Source organism: Kitasatospora sp. NPDC127060 (genome assembly GCF_042724935.1).
Taxonomy (GTDB): Bacteria; Actinomycetota; Actinomycetes; order Streptomycetales; family Streptomycetaceae; genus Kitasatospora.
Genome location: NZ_JBHXEG010000004.1, coordinates 1 through 14,305, shown reverse-complemented (window position 1 = coordinate 14,305; position 14,305 = coordinate 1). Strand labels below are relative to the sequence as shown.

The following is a 14,305-nucleotide window of genomic DNA, read 5'->3' as shown; positions in this document are numbered from 1 at the left end:
CTGCCGCGCCGGTCCGGGCCGTTTGCCTACAATCCGGACATTCCTCACCCAGCCCCCGTTCGGACTCGCACGGTTGCCCGGACGTGCGTCACGGGGTGTCGCGTTGCACGAGGGGGGCGTGAGATGTCTCACAGCCGGAGGATGGACTGACGGAGGGTCACGGAAGTGCGACTCCCGGCATTCGAAGATCAACATTCAGCGGGGGGCCGCTCACGGCCGGTTATGGACAACCCGTCGATTCCATCGGCTATGTCCGTTTACGTACCGTCAGGAGAAGGGCCCGTGAAGAGTTCGCGGCGACCGGTAAAAGGCCTCGTGCACCTGCAATGTCCCGTGCTGATGCACGTGCACTGCAGCTATCATCGCGTCAAGTGAGGCGTTGTGCCGGACCGGTACGGGGCCGGTCCGTTCGGCGGGTGCCGGGGCGCCGCGCTGGACGACAACTCCGGAGCTCTTCGGGAGACTTCTATGCACGACTCGCAGGTAACGCACGGCTCGAACCACACCTACAACGGGATGGCCGCCGCAGACCTCAAGGGGGTGGTCTGGCAGAAGAGCCTGCACAGCAACTCCCAGGGCAACTGCGTCGAGTTCGCGGCCCTGCCGGGCGGCGACGTGGCGATGCGCAACTCGCGCTTCCCGGACGGTCCGGCGCTCATCTACACCCGGGCCGAGATCGCGGCGCTGCTACTGGGCGCCAAAGACGGGGAGTTCGACCACCTGGCGGTCTGACCGGCCGCCGGGCCACCATCGGGGGGCCGTCGTGGGTGCTGACACCACGACGGCCTTTGTCTTTGCCCGGCGGCCCTGCCCGCGTCCGGGCGGTCCCGTGGCGGGATGCGCCGGCCGTACGGGATGCGCCGGCCGTACGGGACCGGGGCCTGGCTGAAGGGCCCGGGGTGTGGTCCTCCCGGGGCGCCCCTCGGTCGGCCGTGCGCCGTGCGGCGCTAGGCCGAGCGCCGGTGCCGTCCACCGACGTCGACTCGTCCGTCGAGCGCGTGACCGTCGAATCCGGTGCCGTCGAGCCGACTGCCGCCCAGGCCGCCGCAGTCGAGTCCGCTGCCGTCGGCCGGCCCCGCCTCGAACATGGCCCAGACCACCTTGCCGCTGCCCAGCGGGTGCCAGCCCCAGGAGTGGCTGAACGACTCCACCAGGTGCAGCCCGCGCCCGGATTCGGCGACGAAGTCCGCCTCCCGCGCCACCGGGCCGGTGTTGCTCGGATCGCTCACCGCGCAGACCACCTGGGGTGCGCGGTGCACCAGGCTTATTCGGATCGGCAGTCGCCCCTCCGGGGTCGGCCGTGTGGGAGAGTCGTACTCGCCCAGGGCGCCGCCCGACGGGTCGGGCCGTGCGCCGATCGCATGCCGGAGCGCGTTGGTGACGAGTTCCGAGGCCACCAGTGCGACGTCGTCGAACAGCTCCATCAGGCCCCAGCGCTGGAGAGCGGTCCGGGCGAAGTCGCGAGCGGATCTCACGGCTTCGAAGCGAGGAGCGAGCGTACAGGTGACCACGTGTGGGTCAACTGCCAAAGCCGTACCGGTGCTCATGAAGAGCTCCTCCCATAAGGGGGCGGACACGGCTGGACCCGCCGGGGTCATGCCGGTCACCTCCGACTCGCTCGGCCGCTCGGCCGCCCCTTCGACCAGGCGCGCGCGCACTCGAACGCCCGATGGCGCGGGGGGCGCCGCCGGGTCGGTGCACGGAGTCGCGCGTGGGGTCGACGCGGAGCCCGCGGGATTGCCAGGGATGTGCAGGTGCACGTGCACCATGGTGGTGTGCGCTCACTGCAGATGCAAGAGTCGATTCACGTGCAGTCGCACTATTGGCATATGCAAGCGCCGGATGCACGTGCATCCTGGTGTGCGGAGTGCGGAACTGATAGGAACATCCGTCAGTATCGGCACCGTGAGCGCTCAACTGATGGCAGACTGTGCGCTGTTTGCCCTAGGTGGAGGTTTCGACCGCATGACCACAGTTCAGCCGGGCGGCGGCTCGATGGTCCGCCGGATCCTCCTCGGCTCGCAGCTGCGTCGCCTGCGTGAGGCGCGCGGCATCACCCGTGAGGACGCGGGCTACGCGATCCGCGCGTCCGAGTCCAAGATCAGTCGTATGGAGCTCGGCCGGGTCAGCTTCAAGGAGCGCGACGTCGCCGACCTGCTCAGTCTCTACGGCGTCGACGACGGCCTGGAGCGGGAGGCCCTGCTCGGGCTGGTCCGCGAGGCCAACAAGTCCGGCTGGTGGCACAGCTTCAACGACGTGCTGCCGGGGTGGTTCCAGACCTACGTCGGACTGGAGGAGGCCGCCCAGCTGATCCGCACCTACGAGGTGCAGTTCATCCCCGGGCTGCTGCAGTCCGAGGAGTACGCACGGGCGGTTTTCGGCCAGAGTCGGCCGGTCATCAGCGAGGAGGAGGTCGAGCGGCGGGTCAGCCTCCGCCTGCGCCGCCAGAAGCTGCTGACCGAGGGGGCCAGCCCGCGCCTGTGGGCGGTCATCGACGAGGCGGCGCTGCGCCGGCCGGTCGGCGGGCCCAAGGTGATGCGCGGTCAGGTGCAGTACCTGATCGACGTCGCCGAACAGGCCAACGTGGTCATCCAGGTCATGCCGTTCCGCTTCGGCGCGCACGCGGGCGAGTCCGGGGCGTTCTCGATCCTGCGCTTCCCGGAGCAGGACCTCGCGGACGTGGTCTACCTGGAACAGCTCACCAGCGCGCTGTACCTGGACAAGCGGGACGACGTCGACGCGTACATCCAGGTCATGGAGCGGCTCTGCGTGGACAGCCTCACGCCGGAGCGCACGATAGACCTGCTGTCCTCGATCCTGAAGGAGCGCTGAGCAACTCCCGGGCAGGGCGCGGGAGATCTTCCCTCGGGCCGCTCCGGGAATCGCTCCGCCGGTCGTGAAACCGCTCGGCCGCCGCCCGTCACCCGCGGGTCGGCGGCCGTTCGCGTTCCGGCGGCAGCGGCTGCGGCGGGCGGCCCAACTCCCAGGGCAGGTCGTAGCGGCGGAACAGGTCGGCCCGGATCGGCGCCAACGGGATCTCGGCGCCCGGCAGCAGCACCCCGATGCAGCCACCCATCAACGCGCTGCGCAGCAGCGCGTGTTCGGCGACCGGGTCCGGTGCGCCCCAGTCCTCGAGCAGGTTCTGCAGGATCGCGCCGAGTTGCTGCTGCTCCGGGTCCTGGACGAAGGCGCCGGTGTCGGGGTCGAGGATCAGGGCGAGGTGCGAGCGCATCACCCGGGGGTGGTCCATGGCCAGGCTGAGGACGGCGTCGATCGCGCGGGCCAGGCGGGCCCGGGGGGAGGCCTCCGGCGGCAGTTCGGCGAGTGCGCCGGACAGTGCCTGGTGCATCATCCGGTGCGTCGCGGCCTGCATCAGCAGTCGTTTGCCGTCGAAGTAGTAGGAGAGCAAACCGCGGGCGAGTCCGGCCCGTTCGGCGATGTCGGTCAGCGTGGTGCCCGCGTAACCGTGCTGGTCAACCAGCTCGACCGTGGCCCGCATGATGCGTCGGCGGGAGCGCTGCCGCATCTCCTCATTGACCGAATCCCCGCGAGGTGCCATCGTGTCTGCTCCGAACGTTCGTTGACTCCGGGCCAATATACTTGCGAAGCCAGTAGCCGCACCGTGGAACCGTGTCCCGACGGGCACCGCCACGGCGGCCGGTACAAAACCGGTACAAAAGACGGCCGGCTCCACCAACACGGGGGTTTGGTGGAGCCGGCACCAGGGCCCGGCGGTCGGGTCGGCCGTGGGCGGGGCCCAGCGGGTCAGCGCTCGGTCAGGACTTCGGCCCGGGCCACGGACGGTCCGGCAGACGGGTAATCATAATCCGGCACCGAAACGGGAGTGACGTTTCGGCGGCGGTCCACCACGGCTCCCACCGTCGCCACCACCAGTCCGACCACTGCGACCGCCGTGACCAGGACCAGCGCCGGCCGGTAGCCGTCCAGCTGGGCCTGGGCGCTGTCGCCGCCCGCGCTCCCCGCCGTGATCATCGCGGTCGCGCCGGCCAGCACCACGGCGGTGCCGACCTGGATCGCGGTGTTCACCAGACCCGAGGCCAGTCCCTGCTCCTCGTCGGCCACCCCGTCGGTGGCCGCGATGTTCACCGAGGGGAAGGCCAGCGCGAAGCCCACGCCGAGCAGCAGCATCGAGGGCAGTACCAGCACCAGGTACGAGCTGTGCTCGTCCAGGCGCAGGAACAGGGCGAAGGCGCCGGCCAGGGCCAGCAGGCCGATCGGCAGCAGCCGGCCGGTGCCGAAGCGGTCCACGATCGGGCCCATGAACGGTGCCGAGAGGGCGATGAAGGCGCCGGCCGGCAGCAGCCCCAGGGCCATCTGGAGGGCCGACCAGCCGAGCAGGTGCTGGAGGTAGAGGGTGACGACGAACTGGAAGCCGCCGTACGCGCCGGTCATCGCGAAGGCGACCACGTTGGCGCGGGCCACCGACCCGTTGCGGAAGATGCCGAGCCTGACCAGCGGGTGGGTGGCTCGGCTCTCGATCAGCAGGAAGGCCGCCGCCAGTGCGGCGACCACCACCAGCGAGCCGAGGGTGCGCAGGCTCAGCCAGCCGGCGCCCTGGGCCTCGGTCACCGTGAACACCAGCAGCAGCACGGTCGCGGTGCCGGTGATCGCGCCGAGCACGTCGTAGCCGCCCTTGGCGGGCTCCTCGGCCGGGCGGGGGAGCAGGCGGACGGCGAAGAGCAGGGCGAGCAGCGCGACCGGGACGGGCATCAGGAAGGTCCAGCGCCAGCCGACCGAGGTGAGCAGCCCGCTCAGAACCAGGCCGAGCGAGAAGCCGCTGGCGCCGCAGGTGGTGTAGATCGACAGCGCCCGGTTGCGGGCGGGGCCCTCCGCGAAGGTCGTGGTGATGATCGACAGGCCGGCCGGGGCGGTGAAGGCGGCGCTGACGCCCTTGAGGAAGCGGGCGGCGATCAGCAGGCCGCCGTCGTCGACCAGGCCGCCGACCAGCGAGGCGGCGGCGAAGACGCCCAGCGCGACCAGGAAGACCCGGCGGCGGCCGAGCAGGTCGGCGGCCCGCCCGCCGAGCAGCAGCAGGCCGCCGTAACCGAGTACGTAGCCGGAGACCACCCACTGCAGGGTGGAGGTCGAGAGGTGCAGTTCGGAGCCGATGGACGGGAGGGCGACGCCCACCATCGAGACGTCCAGGGCGTCCAGGAACATGGCGGCGCAGAGCACGATCAGGGTGCCCCAGAGGCGGGGTGTCCAGTTCAGCCCGCTGGTTGACGGAGCGTCGGTTGGCGTGACGGTCGCGGTGGTCATGGGGAGGACAATACATGCACGTGCAATCAATGCAAATGAATAAGATGTGAACGCATAAATTTACGGTGCACCTGCTAGGGTGGCGGGGTGGCTGAACTCGACCCCCTCGAAGCCTCGGCGGAGGCCGGTCTCATCGCGGAATGGCGTGAGCTGCTGGCCCGCCACGCCGTTGCCGTCTGTACGCTCGACCGCGAGCTCGGTGAGAAGCACGGGCTGGGCATGAGCGAGTTCGAGGTGCTGGAACGCCTGGTGGAGGGGTGTGAGGCCGACGGTCGGGCCGCCCTGCGGGCGAGCGAACTGGGGCCCACCGTCCATCTGAGCCAGAGCGCGCTGTCCCGGCTGATCGCCCGGCTGGAGAAGGGCGGACTGGTGACCAGGGCGATGTGTCCGAGCGACCGGCGGGGCATCATGATCGCCCTCACCCCGGCCGGGCGGGAGCGCTACGACCAGGCCCGGGCGTTGCACCGTGAGGTGCTCGGGCAGACCCTGGGCGGCCGGTTCGCACCGCTCTGCGGAGGATCCGACCTTGACTGACGCTGTGTCAACGCCCTGACGGGGATTGCTTCTCGGGCTCTCAGAGCAGCGAGTGGAGTCCCGGTGCGACGGCCAGCAGAACGGCCGCGGCGGGCGCCGCCAGGGCGACGGCGGTCAGCCGCAGCCGGTGCGGGACGGACAGCCGGGGGCGCCCCGCGAGCAGCCGGTCCACCCGCTTCGGGGACTGCGCCAGACCGGGCGGGCAGGAGCCGAACACCCCGCGGTCCAGGTTGAGTTCGGCCAACGCCAGGGCAGTGGTGTGCCGGCCGTGCCGGCGCGCGGCCCGGTCGTCGGCGGCCAGCTCGACCAACTCCGCCACCTGGTCCCGGAAGGCCCGGAACACGCCGATGCCGGGGAAGCCGGAGGCGAGCGCCTGGGCGAACTGTTGGAGCCAGTGGTGCCGGGCCCGGACGTGCCCGCGCTCATGGCTCAGCACGGCCGCCAACTCCCGGTCGGTGAGCTGCTGGAGGGCGCCGGTGGTGACCACCAGACGGGAGTTCGGGCCGGGCAGCGACCAGGCCTCGGGGCGGACGTTCTCCAGCACCACCAGCCGCTCCTTGCGGTTCCGGGCGGCCTCGATGGCATCAGGCAACTCCGGTGCACGGGTCGCCAGTTGGGCGTGACGCCGGTTGCGCAGGGCCTTGGCCGTACGGACCTCGCGGGTGAGCGCCAGCACCGTCTGCAGCGCGCCCGCGGCCAGTACGGCGGCGCACAGCCGGCCCCAGCCCTCGGCGTCCTGCAGACCGTACGCGGCCTCCACGCCGTACGGGGCGCCGGCGAACACCCAGTCGCGCAGCGCGGGCTCGGCGGCGGACGCGGCGAGCACCAGGCCCAGGGCGCAGCACAGCAGGACGGCCACCACGATGCACTGCCACACCAGCAGCGCCAGCACCGGTTCGCGCTCCACCCAGCGGGCCCGGGCCAGCAGCCGGGGCACCACGGTGGACAGCAGCAGGCCGAGCAGCAGCAGGCCGATCAGGGCAGTCATCGCATGGGCTCCCCGAGTACGCACGGAACGCGACAACGCGTTCCCCGCCAACCTATGCGCTGTCGACGCCCGGTGGAACGGCTTTCGACCGGCCAGTGACCAACGCCACCCGCCGGTGCGGGCCTTGGGACCGTCCTCGAACTGCCGTCCGCGGGGCGCGTCACATGGCCAGGAGCATGGCGAACATGCCGATCCCCATGGTCAGCCGGCAGGCCCGGGGCAGTCCGGCGGTGCCGAGGGCGAGGGTGCCGGCGGGGGTGTGCAGCAGCCGGGCGCCGGCCCAGAGGGAATAGCCGCCGAAGTAGAGCAGCAGGGCGCCGGTCAGCAGCGGGGTGCCGAGCGCGGCGGCGTGGTGGTGGCCGCCGGGGGAGGCGGTCATCGCGAGGGCCATGTACGTCATGGCGAGCGCGCCGACGGCGTGGTGCAGCCGGTGCGCCCGGCCGGCCGGGGCGTACAGGGCGGCGAGCAGGAAGGCGGCGGCGGGCAGGCCGAACAGGCCGGCCCAGACGGCGGCCGGGACGGTCGCGCCGGTGACGGCCATCGCCGCCATGCCGAGCCCCATCAGGGCTTCGGCGGCGTCGGACTCCCGGGTGAGCGAGGGGTGGGCGCGGCCTGCGCCCGGCGTCGTGGTGGCGCAGGGGGAGTGCCGCAGGCGGGTCAGGCAGGAGGCGCCGGCGGTGGCGGTGAGAAGGGCGAGGAGCCAGTTGACCAGGGTGGGTCCGTGCAACGGCGGCCTCCCAGGGGGCGGACGACGGGCGACGATCGTCCCGTCCACGATCACCGCCCCGCCCCGGCGCCACCAGGGCGCGCACAGGGGCGCACAGTGGTGACCGCCGTGGTGACCGCCGTGGTGCGGTCCACCCCGGCAGGCCCACACCCCCGACCGCCGGCTCAGCCCTGGAGCCGCCCCGAGGCGACGACCCGACTGAGGAACTCCCGGGTCCGCTCCTCCCGGGGGTCGCCGAACACCTGCTCCGGCGGCCCCTGTTCGAGCACCACCCCACCGTCCAGGAAGCAGACCTGGTCGGCGACCTCGCGGGCGAAGCCCATCTCATGGGTGGAGAGGACCATCGTCATCCCCTGCTCCTTGAGGTCCCGCACCACTGACAGCACCTCCCCGACCAGCACCGGGTCGAGCGCCGCGGTGATCTCGTCGAGCAGCAGCAGCCGGGGCCCGGCCGCCAGCGCCCGCACGATGGCGACCCGCTGCTGCTGCCCGCCGGACAGCCGGTCCGGGTACTCCCCGGCCTTGGCCGCCAGCCCGAGCCGGTCCAGCAGCGCCAGCGCCTTCTCCTCGGCCTCCGCCCGTCCCACCCGGTGCACCCGGCGCGGCGCGAGCGTGACGTTCTCCAGCACCGTCATGTGCGGGAACAGGTTGTACGACTGGAACACCACCCCGATCCGGCGCCGCACGGCGTCCTCGTCCGCACGCGGGTCGGTGATCTCCTCGCCGTCCAGGAAGATCGCCCCGTCGTCGATCCCCTCCAGCAGGTTGACGCACCGCATCAGCGTGGACTTCCCGGAGCCGGAGGCGCCGATCAGCGCCGTCACCGAGTGCTCGGGCACGGCGAGGTCCACGTCGCGCAGCACCACCTGACCGCCGAAGGTCTTGCGCACGGACTCCAGCCGGAGCACGTCCGTCCCGCTCACACCGCACCTCCCTGCAACTGCCGACGGTTCGTCCGCGTGGTCAGCCAGTCGGCGAACCTGGTCAGCGGAACGGTCAGCACGATGAACACCAGTCCCGCCACCAGGTACGGCGTGAAGTTGAAGGAGCGCGCCGCGATGATCTTCGCCGCGTACACCGCGTCGATCGCACCGCCGATCGAGACCAGCCCGGTGTCCTTCTGCAGGCTGACGAGATTGTTGAGCAGCGGCGGCACCACCCGCCGCACCGCCTGCGGCAGTACCACGTACCGCATCGCCTGCGCGTTGGTCAGCCCCAGCGACCGCGCCGCCGCCCGCTGGCTCGGGTGCACCGACTCGATGCCCGAGCGGAACACCTCCGACACGTACGCCGAGTACGTCAGCACCAGCGCGGCCCCGCCGAGGAGCAGCGGGTCGGTGGTCACCCCGGTGAGCCGCAGCGCCGGTACCCCGGTGATCATCACCAGCAGGCAGATGATCATCGGCAGCCCGAGGAAGAAGTCCACGTACGCGGTGGCCAGCAGCCGCACCGGCAGGAAGACCGGCCCGCGCAGCGTCCGCAGCACCGCGAGCAGCAGCCCGAACACCAGGATCAGCACCCCGCAGCCGAGCATCAGCTCCAGGTTCAGCCGCAGCCCCCGCAGCACGTCGGGCAGGGCCTGGCGGGCGTAGTCCAGGTTGAAGAAGGTCCGCCGGGTGACCTCCCAGCCGGGGGAGTTGACGATCAGCAGGTAGAGCACGACGGCCGTCGCCGCGGTGGAGGCGGTGGCGATCAGCGCCGAGCGGCGGGCGCGGGCCCGTCGGTACGCCTCGTGCGCCAGCCGCCGTTCGGAGGGGCGGTACCCGGCGTCCGCCGTCGTTCGGTCCTTCGGTTCCCCCGGCGCCGCCGGGCCCTCCGCGGTGCCGGCCGGCCCGGCCGTGCCGGTGCCCCCGCTCACTTCAGCACCGGTGCGGAGACGGCGTCCGACAGCCACTGCTTCTCCAGCTTGGCCAGCGTCCCGTCCGCGCGCAGCGCGTCCACCGCCTGCGAGACGCACGGCGTCAGCCCGGAGCCCTTGTCCAGCACCAGGCCGAACTGCTCACCCTTCGAGGACGATTCGAACTGCCCGACCACCTGGGCCTCCGGCACCTCGGCCCCGGTGATGTAGAAGGCCGTCGGCAGGTCGACCACCAGCGCCTCGACCTGACCGTTCTTCAATGCGGCCTTCGCCAGGTCGTTGGAGTCGAACACGGCCGGCTGGCCGCTGGGCTTGATGGTGTTGGTGATGGTGTCCAGGCTGGTGGTGCCGACCTGCGCGCCCAGCTTGGCGCCCTTGAGGTCGGCGATGCTCCTGGCGCCCGCCGCCTTGGAGCCCTTGAGCGCGATGACGGCCTGGCGCACGTCGTAGTAGCCGGAGGAGAAGTCCACCGCCTGCTTGCGCTCGTCGCTGATGGACACCTGGTTGACGTCGAAGTCGAAGTCCTTGGCGCCCGGCGCGGTCGCCTTGCCGAACGGCGCGACCACCCAGCCGACCTTGTCCTTGGGGTAGCCCAGCTTCTCCGCCACCGCGTACGCCACCGCCGACTCGAAGCCCTTGCCGTTCTCCGGCTTGTCCTCGGAGAACCACGGGTCGTACGCCGGCTTGTCGGTGCCGATGGTCAGCTTTCCGGCGGTCCGCGTCGCCAGCGCCCCGGGCGCGCAACCCCCCGTGGCCCCGGCCGTACCGGCGGCCCCGTCGGACTTGGCGTCCTGCGGCGCGCACCCGGTGAGCACGGCGGTGGCGACCACCAGCGCGGCGAGGGGCAGGACGGCGGACGGCTTGCGGAGACTCATGGCAGGGCTCCAGGGGGAGGGACCGGGCGGGAGAGCGCGGTACGGGCAGGGCGGGGAGGAACGAGACGGGGCGGGCGCGGGCGCTGCGGGGGCCGGGCCGGGCGGGCCGCTTCCCGGCGGGTCACTTCCCCCGGTGGCGGCGCCGGAACACACACGGCATGGTCGGCGTACGGGCTCGAGTCCGCGGCGCCCCGGGCCGGATCAGCGGCAGCCGGCCGGTCGCGGCCGGCCCGACCACCGCGGCCGGGTCAACGACGACAGCGGCGGCGACAGCCGTGCGCGCGGCAGCGGCGGCGACAACAGGCCTGCTGACGGGCGGGCAACCGGCACGGGCCGTCGTGGCGCTCGGTCACCGTGATCACCTCCGGGAACATGCGGGGAGGTTCGCATCAGGACGGCTCGTCTGTCCAGGACATCCAGGACACCGTCCACATGTCGGACACAGGCCCGAAGGCGTGCGCCCGGCGCAGGTTTTGGGGCCGGAGCGGCGGTGCACGGGAGTTTTGTCGGTCCAGGCCCCCTTGAACGGGAGAACCTTTCGTACTTATGGTGTCCTCGTTGAAATAACTCCTGTCGAAGTGAGTCCACGATGCAGAATCTTTCGCCAAGGCTCGCTGCGGCGGCCGACGCCCCGGTCTCGACCCTCGCCACCCACCCGGCGTGGCTGCGCCTGAAGGAGGCCGTCGAGACGCTGCGCCCGCTGCAGTCCAAGGACGGCTCGATCGACCTGTCCGCGGTCCAGCGGCACACCGTCGACCCGCTGGTCGCCACCGTCCGGGCCGCCGTCGCGGAGCTCGCCCCGAACTTCCCGCACGACGCCGCCTACCTGGCCGCCGTCGACGTCGACCTGGCGAAGTGGGCCGACACCGGGTACCGCGAGCCCGACTTCCTGGACTCGCTGCTCGCCTTCCAGCCCGCCGACCAGCGCGAGGACGGCCTCGAGCACCTGGTCCTCTTCCCCATGTACACCCAGAACGGCAACCCGGACCGCAACCTGGAAGCCGTCCTGCTGCGCGTGGTGTGGCCCGAGTGGCTGGACGAGCTGGAGCGCACCCGCTTCGACAACCCGATGTTCGTCCCGATCACCTTCACGGACTTCACGGCCGGGTACGACACCAACTCCGCCGTCCTCTTCCCCGAGACGGTCTCCGTGCGCAAGGCGCCGGAACGTTTCACCTGGGGCGGCATCTTCTGCGACCGCGAGGCCGCCCGCTTCCGCGCCGTCTCGACCAGCGCCGTCCGGCAGCTCGGCCTGGAGATCCCGGCCGACGCCGAGGGTCTGCTCCAGGACCAGCAGCGCGCGCAGGAGACCTTCGTCCTGTGGGACCTCGTCCACGACCGCACCCACAGCCACGGCGACCTGCCGTTCGACCCCTTCATGATCAAGCAGCGCAGCCCGTTCTGGATGTACGGCCTGGAGGAGCTCCGCTGCGACCTCACCACCTTCAAGGAGGCGGTGAAGCTCGAGGCCGAGGGCAACCCGCACGCCCGCGACGTCCAGTACGCGATCCTCTTCGACCGCATGTTCCGCTTCCCGGTCAGCGGCGACCGCGTCCGCAACTACGACGGCCTCGGCGGCCAGTTGCTCTTCGCGTACCTGCACAAGCACGGCGCGCTGCGCTGGCGCGACAACCGCCTCACCATCGACTGGGACCTCGCCCCGCAGGTCACCAATGCGCTGTGCGGCGACATCGAGACCCTCTACCGCGACGGCATCGACCGGCCCAAGCCGGCCCACTGGATCGCCGCGTACGAGCTGGTCTCCCGCTACCTCACCCCGCACCCGGCCTCCACCTGGGCGAAGGGCCCCGAGGCCCTCCCGCTCGACATCACCGACGGCAAGGCCCTGAACAAGGCGCTGTGCGACGCCGTGCTCCCCGACGAGTTCCCGCTGAGCATGTTCTACGAGGCCCTGTCCAAGAAGCTCCGCGGCGTCATCGCCGCCACCGCCGGCATCACCGGCGCCGGTATCCAGGGAGTCGCCGCGTGACCACCACCCCCTCCACCAAGCTGGCCGGCAAGGTCATCGCCGTCGCCGGGGCCAGCGGTCCGGCCGGGCAGGCAGTGCTGCGCCGCCTCGCGGCCGACGGCGCCACCGTGATCGGGGCCGACATCGACCCCCAGCGCCTGGAGTCCGCCCTGGACGCCACCCGCGTCGCGGTGCGCGGGGCGAAGGTGAGCGGCCAGGTGATCGACCTGCTCGACCCGCAGGAGGTCCACGACTGGGCCGACCACCTGGAGGCCGAGCACGGCCACGTCGACGGCCTGTTCCACCTGGTCGGCGGCTGGCGCGGCAGCAAGACCTTCTTCGACAGCCGCCTGGACGACTGGGACTTCCTGCACGACACCGTCGTGCGCACCCTCCAGCACACCTCCCTGGCCTTCCAGCCCGCGCTGGTCCGCAGCCCGGCCGGCCGCTACGCGATGATCTCCGCCGCGGCGGCGCACAAGCCGACCGCCGGCGGCGCCGCATACGCGGCCGCGAAGGCCGCCACCGAGGCCTGGACCCTCGCCATGGCCGACTCCTTCAAGAAGGAGACCACCTCCCCGGACGGCGAGCCCACCGCGGCGGCTGCGATCCTGGTCATCAAGGCGCTGGTCAGCCCCGAGATGCGGGCCGAGAAGCCGGAGGCGAAGTTCGCCGGCTTCACCGACACCGCCGACCTCGCCGGACACCTGGCGGACCTCTGGGACCGCCCCGCAGCAGAACTGAACGGACAGCACCTGTGGCTGACAGCCCGATGACCGACCTCACCCGTACGGACGCGGTACGGCGGCACGACCCCGCCGTCCGCGGCTTCGCCAGCGACAACTACGCCGGCGTGCACCCCGAGGTCCTCGCCGCGATCGCCCTCGCCAACGGCGGCCACCAGGTCGCCTACGGCGAGGACGACTACACGGCCCACCTCCAGGACGTCTTCCGCCGCCACTTCGGCGACAAGGCCGAGGCCTACCCCGTCTTCAACGGCACCGGCGCCAACGTGGTCGCCCTCCAGGCGCTGCTGCCGCGCTGGGGCGCCGTGGTCTGCGCCGACACCGCCCACATCCACGTGGACGAGGGCGGCGCCCCGGAGAAGATGGGCGGCATCAAGCTGCACATCGTCCCGACCCCGGACGGCAAGCTCACCCCCGAGCTGCTCGACCGGCAGGCCTGGGGCTTCGGTGACGAGCACCGCGCCCAGCCGCTCGCGGTCTCCATCACCCAGAGCACCGAGCTCGGCACCCTCTACACGATCGACGAGATCCGCGCGATCACCGAGCACGCCCACCAGCTCGGCATGCTCGTCCACATGGACGGCTCCCGACTGGCCAACGCCGCGGCGGCGCTCGGCCGGCCGATGCGGGAGTTCACCACCGACGCCGGCGTCGACGTGCTGTCCTACGGCGGTACGAAGAACGGCCTGCTGCTCGGTGAGGTCGTGGTGGTGCTCAACCCGGAGCGGGTGCGCAACATCAAGTACCTGCGCAAGACCTCGATGCAGCTCGCCTCGAAGATGCGCTTCGTCTCCGTCCAGTTCGAGGCGCTGCTCTCGGGCGACCTCTACCTGCGCAACGCCGGCCACGCCAATGCGATGGCCAGTCGGCTGGAGGCGGCGGTCCGGAAGATCGACGGCGTCGAGGTCGTCCGTCCGGTCCAGGCGAACGCGGTGTTCGCGATCCTCCCGCGCGAGGTGAGCGAGCGACTGCAGAAGCGTTACCGCTTCTACTTCTGGAACGAGCACACCGGCGAGGTGCGCTGGATGTGCGCCTTCGACACCACGGAGGCTGACATCGACGCCTTCGCGGCGGCCATCGCCGAGGAGATGGGCCGCGTCTGACAGCGCCCCCGATAGCTGATCGCCTCCGCCCGGAGCCCCGGGCGGAGGCGATTTGCATGTGGCGGGTCGGTCCCCGTACAGTTCCGGAGTCGCCGCGGCAGACCGGGGCGACAAAGCGGAAAGCGAATCCGATGAATGAAACTCCGGAAAACGGAGCGGAAAACGTCTGATAAGCTGGAAACACGAAAGAACGAAGCGCCCGGAGGGCCCGCTGGAAGGCGGTCC

Annotated in this window: 13 protein-coding genes and 1 pseudogene; 6 read left to right on the top strand and 8 right to left on the bottom strand. The window is 71.5% G+C overall.

Annotated elements, in window-relative coordinates; translation table 11 throughout:
• Positions 1-468: 468 nt before the first annotated feature.
• Positions 469-732, top strand: coding sequence for a DUF397 domain-containing protein (locus ACFWIS_RS04010; RefSeq protein ID WP_380453175.1), 264 nt, complete (start codon positions 469-471; stop codon positions 730-732).
• A gap of 341 nt (positions 733-1,073) precedes the next feature.
• On the opposite strand, the pseudogene ACFWIS_RS04005 reads toward ACFWIS_RS04010, so the two are convergent.
• Positions 1,074-1,547, bottom strand: a pseudogene (locus tag ACFWIS_RS04005) (ATP-binding protein); the annotation flags it as partial.
• A gap of 418 nt (positions 1,548-1,965) precedes the next feature.
• Here ACFWIS_RS04005 and ACFWIS_RS04000 point away from each other — a divergent pair.
• Positions 1,966-2,832 (top strand): helix-turn-helix domain-containing protein, encoded by an 867-nt coding sequence (locus ACFWIS_RS04000; protein ID WP_380453173.1) that lies wholly within the window; start codon positions 1,966-1,968, stop codon positions 2,830-2,832.
• Between the two features lie 88 nt (positions 2,833-2,920).
• On the opposite strand, the gene ACFWIS_RS03995 is transcribed toward ACFWIS_RS04000, so the two are convergent.
• Both ACFWIS_RS03995 and ACFWIS_RS03990 read right to left on the bottom strand, forming a co-directional pair.
• A complete protein-coding gene (locus ACFWIS_RS03995) occupies positions 2,921-3,526 on the bottom strand; it encodes a TetR/AcrR family transcriptional regulator (RefSeq protein WP_380453172.1) in 606 nt (201 codons plus the stop codon).
• A gap of 239 nt (positions 3,527-3,765) precedes the next feature.
• Positions 3,766-5,280, bottom strand: coding sequence for an MFS transporter (locus tag ACFWIS_RS03990; RefSeq protein WP_380453171.1), 1,515 nt, complete (start codon positions 5,278-5,280; stop codon positions 3,766-3,768).
• A gap of 87 nt (positions 5,281-5,367) precedes the next feature.
• Here ACFWIS_RS03990 and ACFWIS_RS03985 point away from each other — a divergent pair, with 87 nt between their 5' ends.
• Positions 5,368-5,814, top strand: coding sequence for a MarR family winged helix-turn-helix transcriptional regulator (locus ACFWIS_RS03985; protein WP_380453170.1), 447 nt, complete (start codon positions 5,368-5,370; stop codon positions 5,812-5,814).
• 40 nt (positions 5,815-5,854) lie between these two features.
• Here the strand turns inward: ACFWIS_RS03985 and ACFWIS_RS03980 are convergent, their stop codons facing one another.
• From ACFWIS_RS03980 to ACFWIS_RS03960, 5 genes are all read right to left on the bottom strand, one after another.
• Complete coding sequence (locus tag ACFWIS_RS03980; protein WP_380453168.1) at positions 5,855-6,802, bottom strand: M56 family metallopeptidase; 948 nt, start codon at positions 6,800-6,802, stop codon at positions 5,855-5,857.
• A 160-nt stretch (positions 6,803-6,962) separates the two neighbouring features.
• On the bottom strand, positions 6,963-7,529 hold the full coding sequence (locus tag ACFWIS_RS03975; RefSeq protein ID WP_380453166.1) for a DUF5134 domain-containing protein: 567 nt from the start codon (positions 7,527-7,529) through the stop codon (positions 6,963-6,965).
• A 164-nt stretch (positions 7,530-7,693) separates the two neighbouring features.
• The gene (locus ACFWIS_RS03970) at positions 7,694-8,452 is read right to left on the bottom strand and encodes an amino acid ABC transporter ATP-binding protein (RefSeq protein WP_380453164.1); all 759 of its coding nucleotides are present in this window, start codon (positions 8,450-8,452) and stop codon (positions 7,694-7,696) included.
• Positions 8,449-9,270: an amino acid ABC transporter permease gene (locus tag ACFWIS_RS03965; RefSeq protein WP_380453300.1), complete on the bottom strand. Its 822-nt coding sequence runs from the start codon at positions 9,268-9,270 to the stop codon at positions 8,449-8,451. The genes ACFWIS_RS03970 and ACFWIS_RS03965 overlap by 4 nt, the downstream gene beginning before the upstream one ends.
• A 113-nt stretch (positions 9,271-9,383) precedes the next feature.
• Positions 9,384-10,262, bottom strand: a complete 879-nt coding sequence (locus ACFWIS_RS03960; RefSeq protein WP_380453162.1) for an ABC transporter substrate-binding protein — start codon at positions 10,260-10,262, stop codon at positions 9,384-9,386.
• A 589-nt stretch (positions 10,263-10,851) separates the two neighbouring features.
• Here ACFWIS_RS03960 and ACFWIS_RS03955 point away from each other — a divergent pair.
• From ACFWIS_RS03955 to ACFWIS_RS03945, 3 genes are read left to right on the top strand one after another with little or no spacing between them, the layout of a single operon-like run.
• A complete protein-coding gene (locus tag ACFWIS_RS03955) occupies positions 10,852-12,252 on the top strand; it encodes a DUF6421 family protein (RefSeq protein ID WP_380453160.1) in 1,401 nt (466 codons plus the stop codon).
• Positions 12,249-13,007, top strand: a complete 759-nt coding sequence (locus tag ACFWIS_RS03950) for an SDR family NAD(P)-dependent oxidoreductase (protein ID WP_380453158.1) — start codon at positions 12,249-12,251, stop codon at positions 13,005-13,007. The genes ACFWIS_RS03955 and ACFWIS_RS03950 overlap by 4 nt, the downstream gene beginning before the upstream one ends.
• Positions 13,004-14,080, top strand: coding sequence for a threonine aldolase family protein (locus ACFWIS_RS03945; protein ID WP_380453298.1), 1,077 nt, complete (start codon positions 13,004-13,006; stop codon positions 14,078-14,080). Before ACFWIS_RS03950 ends, ACFWIS_RS03945 begins: the two co-directional genes overlap by 4 nt.
• The last annotated feature ends 225 nt before the right edge of the window (positions 14,081-14,305 follow it).

Coding starts and splice junctions, on each gene's coding strand:
- ACFWIS_RS04010 (WP_380453175.1), top strand. CDS start 469: ATGCACGACTCGCAGGTAACGCACGGCTCGAACCACACCTACAACGGG.
- ACFWIS_RS04000 (WP_380453173.1), top strand. CDS start 1,966: ATGACCACAGTTCAGCCGGGCGGCGGCTCGATGGTCCGCCGGATCCTC.
- ACFWIS_RS03995 (WP_380453172.1), bottom strand. CDS start 3,526: ATGCGGCAGCGCTCCCGCCGACGCATCATGCGGGCCACGGTCGAGCTG.
- ACFWIS_RS03990 (WP_380453171.1), bottom strand. CDS start 5,280: ATGACCACCGCGACCGTCACGCCAACCGACGCTCCGTCAACCAGCGGG.
- ACFWIS_RS03980 (WP_380453168.1), bottom strand. CDS start 6,802: ATGACTGCCCTGATCGGCCTGCTGCTGCTCGGCCTGCTGCTGTCCACC.
- ACFWIS_RS03960 (WP_380453162.1), bottom strand. CDS start 10,262: ATGAGTCTCCGCAAGCCGTCCGCCGTCCTGCCCCTCGCCGCGCTGGTG.
- ACFWIS_RS03955 (WP_380453160.1), top strand. CDS start 10,852: ATGCAGAATCTTTCGCCAAGGCTCGCTGCGGCGGCCGACGCCCCGGTC.
- ACFWIS_RS03945 (WP_380453298.1), top strand. CDS start 13,004: ATGACCGACCTCACCCGTACGGACGCGGTACGGCGGCACGACCCCGCC.